Origin of the sequence: Sphingomonas sp. Ant H11 (assembly GCF_000797515.1) — a bacterium.
Lineage (GTDB): Bacteria > Pseudomonadota > Alphaproteobacteria > Sphingomonadales > Sphingomonadaceae > Sphingomonas.
Genome location: NZ_JSBN01000134.1, coordinates 1 through 4,656, shown reverse-complemented (window position 1 = coordinate 4,656; position 4,656 = coordinate 1). Strand labels below are relative to the sequence as shown.

At 67.3% G+C, this 4,656-nt stretch carries 6 protein-coding genes and 2 pseudogenes; 6 read left to right on the top strand and 2 right to left on the bottom strand.

What is annotated here, in order from left to right; translation table 11 throughout:
• Positions 1-200: 200 nt before the first annotated feature.
• The 4 genes from NW75_RS24705 (at position 201) to NW75_RS19200 (ending at position 2,313) form a co-directional block, all read left to right on the top strand.
• Positions 201-359, top strand: coding sequence for a hypothetical protein (locus tag NW75_RS24705; RefSeq protein WP_156143080.1), 159 nt, complete (start codon positions 201-203; stop codon positions 357-359).
• A 117-nt stretch (positions 360-476) separates the two neighbouring features.
• A complete protein-coding gene (locus NW75_RS27955) occupies positions 477-785 on the top strand; it encodes a hypothetical protein (protein WP_331386194.1) in 309 nt (102 codons plus the stop codon).
• A 26-nt stretch (positions 786-811) separates the two neighbouring features.
• A complete protein-coding gene (locus tag NW75_RS19205; protein ID WP_331386193.1) occupies positions 812-1,672 on the top strand; it encodes a bifunctional alpha/beta hydrolase/OsmC family protein in 861 nt (286 codons plus the stop codon).
• 89 nt (positions 1,673-1,761) lie between these two features.
• Positions 1,762-2,313, top strand: a complete 552-nt coding sequence (locus tag NW75_RS19200; RefSeq protein ID WP_033966923.1) for an rRNA large subunit pseudouridine synthase E — start codon at positions 1,762-1,764, stop codon at positions 2,311-2,313.
• 9 nt (positions 2,314-2,322) lie between these two features.
• On the opposite strand, the gene NW75_RS26935 is transcribed toward NW75_RS19200, so the two are convergent.
• A complete protein-coding gene (locus NW75_RS26935; protein WP_231565328.1) occupies positions 2,323-2,640 on the bottom strand; it encodes a hypothetical protein in 318 nt (105 codons plus the stop codon).
• A gap of 141 nt (positions 2,641-2,781) precedes the next feature.
• Positions 2,782-3,518, bottom strand: a pseudogene (locus NW75_RS26930) (thiolase family protein); the annotation flags it as partial.
• Positions 3,519-3,654: 136 nt separating this feature from the next.
• Between NW75_RS26930 and NW75_RS19190 the strand changes: the two are divergent.
• The gene (locus NW75_RS19190) at positions 3,655-4,338 is read left to right on the top strand and encodes a response regulator transcription factor (RefSeq protein WP_033966921.1); all 684 of its coding nucleotides are present in this window, start codon (positions 3,655-3,657) and stop codon (positions 4,336-4,338) included.
• Positions 4,335-4,656, top strand: a pseudogene (locus NW75_RS19185) (sensor histidine kinase); the annotation flags it as partial. The gene NW75_RS19190 and the pseudogene NW75_RS19185, both read left to right, overlap by 4 nt.

Below are 4,656 nucleotides of genomic sequence, written 5' to 3'. Positions count from 1 at the left end.
CGTGGTGGTCGTCGTGGTGGCGGCGCGCCCGAGGGTGGCGGCGAGTCGGGCAAATCCGGTCCGGCGTATGACGACGTTGCGCGCGGCGCGGCCCGTTTTGGTTTCTTTGCTATCCCGAGCCGATCACGGCGGCCGACGCCAATCTGAACCGCGGGGTCGACATCACCGAGTTCCGCAAGGCGGCGGCAGAGCGCTTCGCGATGCTGGACAAGAAGGGCGACGGGCGGTTGACGCGTGAGGAGCTGCCCAAATTGTCGCCACCGCCGGGACGTGGCGGCCGTCAGGGCTGGTATGGCGGCAAGCGCCGTACCGCAGGCGGCGGCCCCGAGCCGATCGAGCAGGCCCCACCCGAGCAATGATCTCGTCAACCCCGCTCCCGCGATGGCAGCCGAGGTTCGGCTTGCCAGTCCCCGATCGCGCGATGCTATAGCGCGTCGCGGGTTTGGCCGGTCGGCCGGACCGGGCAGGAGAGGGTGATGAAGCGCGACGTACGGTTTCCCAATGCGGCCGGGGTTCAGCTGGCCGGGTCGCTGGAAGTCCCGCCCGGGCGGATTCGCGCAGTGGCGCTGTTCGCGCATTGCTTCACGTGCACCGCGCAAAGCCATGCGGCGCGGCGTGTCAGTCTCGCGCTCGCCGAACAGGGCATCGCCACGCTGCGCTTCGATTTTACCGGGCTTGGCCAAAGCGAGGGCGCGTTCGCCGACAGCCATTTCGGCGCGAATGTCGATGATCTGGTGGCGGCGGCGGCGTTTCTGGCAGGGGATGTGGGCGCGCGGCGATCCTGATCGGCCATTCGCTAGGCGGGGCAGCGGTGATCGCCGCCGCCGAACGCATCCCCTCGGCCAAAGCGGTGGTGACGATCGCCGCGCCGTTCGATCCACGCCATGTGCTGCATTTGATCCAGGGCGCGCACGACATTGCCGACACGCCGCGCGATGTGTCGATCGGCGGGCGACCGTTTCGCATCGGGCGCGAGTTCCTCACGTCGGTTGAAGGGCAGGATCAGGCGGCGCGGCTGGCGCGATTGAAGCGCGCGCTGCTGGTGCTGCATTCGGCCACCGACGCGACCGTCGGTGTCGAAAATGCCCGCGCGATTTTTGAGGCGGCGAAACACCCCAAGAGCTTCGTCGCGCTCGACGGGGCGGACCATTTGCTGACCGATGCCGAACAGGCACAATATGTCGCACAGATCATCGCCGCCTGGGTGCAGCCTTTCCTGGGGCCGGCAATGGCGATCGACGCGGTGCCCGAGGGGCATGTGCGGGTGAGTTCGACCGATGCCAAGTTCGTCCAGATCGTCGAATCCTCGGGCCACAGTTTTATCGCTGACGAGCCATTGGCGATGGGCGGCAGCGATTACGGGCCAACGCCCTATGATCTGCTGTTGTCGGCGCTCGGCACCTGTACCGCGATGACGATCAAGCTGATCGCCGAGAAAGAGGGAATCCCGCTGACGGGCGTCTCGGTCGTGCTCCATCACAGCCGCCGCCATGCCGACGATTGCGCCGCCGCCGCCGGTGGGCGACCGCAGATCGAGGTGATCGAGCGGCGCATCACCTTGCAGGGCGATCTGACCGAGGCACAGCGGATGCGGATGCTGGTCATCGCCGACAAATGCCCGGTGCACCGCACGCTGGAGAGCGCACCGGTGATCGAGACGCGGCTGGTCTGACGGACGTCGCCGCTGGACAGCGCGCGTGCTGCTGCGCAAAGCCGGGGGGGGGCGGGCATCTGGGCTCCGGGGTGGAAAGACACGAGGCGATGGCGCGGCTGATCCTGTTCAACAAGCCGTATGACGTGCTGTCGCAATTCACCGATAGCAGCATCGGCGCGGCGCGCGCGACGCTGTCGGACTTCATCGCGGTGCCGGGGGTTTATCCGGCCGGGCGGCTCGACCGCGATAGCGAGGGGCTGTTGCTGCTGACCGATGACGGGCGCTTGCAAGCGCGCATCGCCGATCCGCACTTCAAACTGCCCAAGACCTATCTCGTCCAGGTCGAAGGGGAACCCGATGCCGCCAGCCTTGATCGCCTGCGGCAGGGGGTGGAGTTGAAGGATGGCATCACCCGCCCGGCCGAGGTCGAGCGGATCGACCCGCCCGAACTGTGGCCGCGCGATCCGCCGGTGCGGTTCCGCAAGAGTGTGCCCGATTGCTGGATCCGGCTGACGATCCGCGAGGGGCGCAACCGCCAGGTGCGGCGGATGACGGCGGCGGTGGGCTTCCCCACCTTGCGGCTGGTGCGCTGGGGCATTGGCGCGTGGACGCTCGACGGCTTGGCACCGGGGACGTGGCGCGAAGCGCCGGTGGGGTAAGCCGGGCGCTTACACGATCTCGAACAGGCCCGCCGCGCCCATGCCGCCTGCGGTGCACATCGACACCACCACCCAGCGCACGCCGCGCTTGCGGCCTTCGATCAGCGCGTGGCCGACAAGGCGCGATCCGGTCATGCCGAAGGGATGGCCGATCGCGATGGCGCCGCCATTGACGTTGTAGCGATCGGGATCGATGCCGAACATGTCGCGGCAATAGAGGCATTGCGAGGCGAAGGCTTCGTTGAGTTCCCAAAGGCCGATGTCGTCGACCGACAGCCCGGCACGGGCGAGCAATTTGGGAATGGCGAAGACCGGGCCGATGCCCATTTCATCGGGCGCGCAGCCGGCCGCCTGGAAACCGCGATACAGGCCAAGCACCTCGCGCCCTTCGGCGAGGGCCGTCGCATGGTCCATCACGATCTGCGCGGAGGCACCGTCGGACAATTGGCTGGCATTGCCCGCCGTCACATGCTGGCCGGGGCCGGAAAAGTCGCCGCCCGGCCACACCGTCTTCAACCCTGCCAGCGCTTCCGCCGTCGTGCCCGCGCGAATGCCCTCGTCCTGTACGAGCGTCACGGTCTCGCTGCCGGTGCGGTTGCCCTCCTTGTCGAACAGCGCCTTTTCGACGGTGATGGGCGCGATTTCCTCGCGAAACGCCCCGGTTTCGAGCCCGCGCGCGCGCGCTGCTGGCTTTGCGCGGCATAGGCGTCCTGCGCAGCGCGGCTGATGCCATAACGCTCGGCGACGATCTCGGCGGTTTCGATCATCGGCACATAGGCTGCCGGTTTGCGCGCGATCACCGACTGGTTGACATAGCGCGGCGCATCCTTGGTGACGGTGAGGCTGACCGACTCCATGCCACCCGCCAGTGCCACGTCGATTTCGTTGCAAATAATGCTGCGCGCGGCCAGCGCGATCGCGGTCAACCCCGAGCCGCATTTGCGATCGAGCGTGAAAGCGGGGACGCTCTCGGGCAAGCCCGCCGCGAAGGTCGCCATGCGCCCGGCATTGCCGCCCTGGCTGCCCCACTGATTGCCGACGCCCCAGAAAATCTCGTCGATGCGTACCGGATCGATGCCTGCACGCTCGACCGCGGCGTTCATCACATGCGCCGCGAGCACCGGCGCCTCGGTCGCGTTGAACGCGCCACGATAGGCCTTGCCGATCGGGGTACGGGCGGTGGAGACGATCGCGGCTTCACGCATGGCAGATGCTTTCGAGCTTTGGGTATGGAAAAGGGGTGTAGAGCCTGCACGCTTTCTCCACAAGCGCCGGATCATCCGTGGATGCGCTGCGCGCTACACGGTTGACCGGTCGCATCCCGGAGCCACAATGACACGCATGAGCCATATCCTGATTGTCGATGACGACCCGCATATCCGCGACTTGCTCGCCTTCGCGCTGGGCAAGGCGGGGATGAGCGTCGCCGAAGCGAGCGACGGCGAGGATGCGCAAGCCGCGATCGCGCGGCGCATGCCCGATCTGATGGTGCTCGACATCAACATGCCGCGGCTGAACGGGCTCGATCTGTGCCGGATGCTGCGCGCCGAGGGTGGGGCGGCGGCGGCGCTGCCGATCCTGTTCCTGTCCTCGCGCGATGACGAGATCGACCGCATCGTCGGGATCGAGATTGGCGGCGACGATTATGTGGTGAAGCCGTTCTCGCCGCGCGAAGTGGTGGCGCGCGTCGGCGCGATTTTGAAACGCGGTACGCGCGCAGCGGTGGGGGCGACGACGGTCACGCACAACCGGTTGACGCTCGACACCGATGGCTGGGAGGCGCGCTGGGACGCGACGCCGGTTCCGCTCACCGCGACCGAATTCCAGTTGCTGCTGCTGTTCGCGACCAGCCCGGCCAAGGTGTTCACACGCGATGCGATCATCGATCGGCTGCACGGGCCGGGCTTTGCCATCACCGATCGCACGATCGATAGCCATGTGCGCAATTTGCGCGGCAAGTTTCCGGGCGTCGATCTGGTCGAGACGCGCGCCGGGATCGGCTATCGCATCGGTCGCTGTGCGTGATCGGCTGGCTGAAGGCGCTGGCCAAGGCGCATTGGCCGCGCCTGCATTTGAGCGCGATCCTGTTTGGCACCTTGCTGTTCGTGGCGTCGCTGCCCGGTGTCGCCGCGCTGTCGCTGCGCGTGTATGAAAATACGCTTGTTCAGCAGACCGAGTCCGAACTGATCGCGCAAAGCGTGGTGCTGGCGGCGGCGTATAAGGCGGCGTGGTATGACGCGGCGCACGCGCCGCAGCCCGATCCATCGGCACGCCCGCTCGCGCCCGAAGCGCCCGCGATCGATTTGCGTACCATGCCGGTGCTGCCGCGCGCGTCGCTGGGTG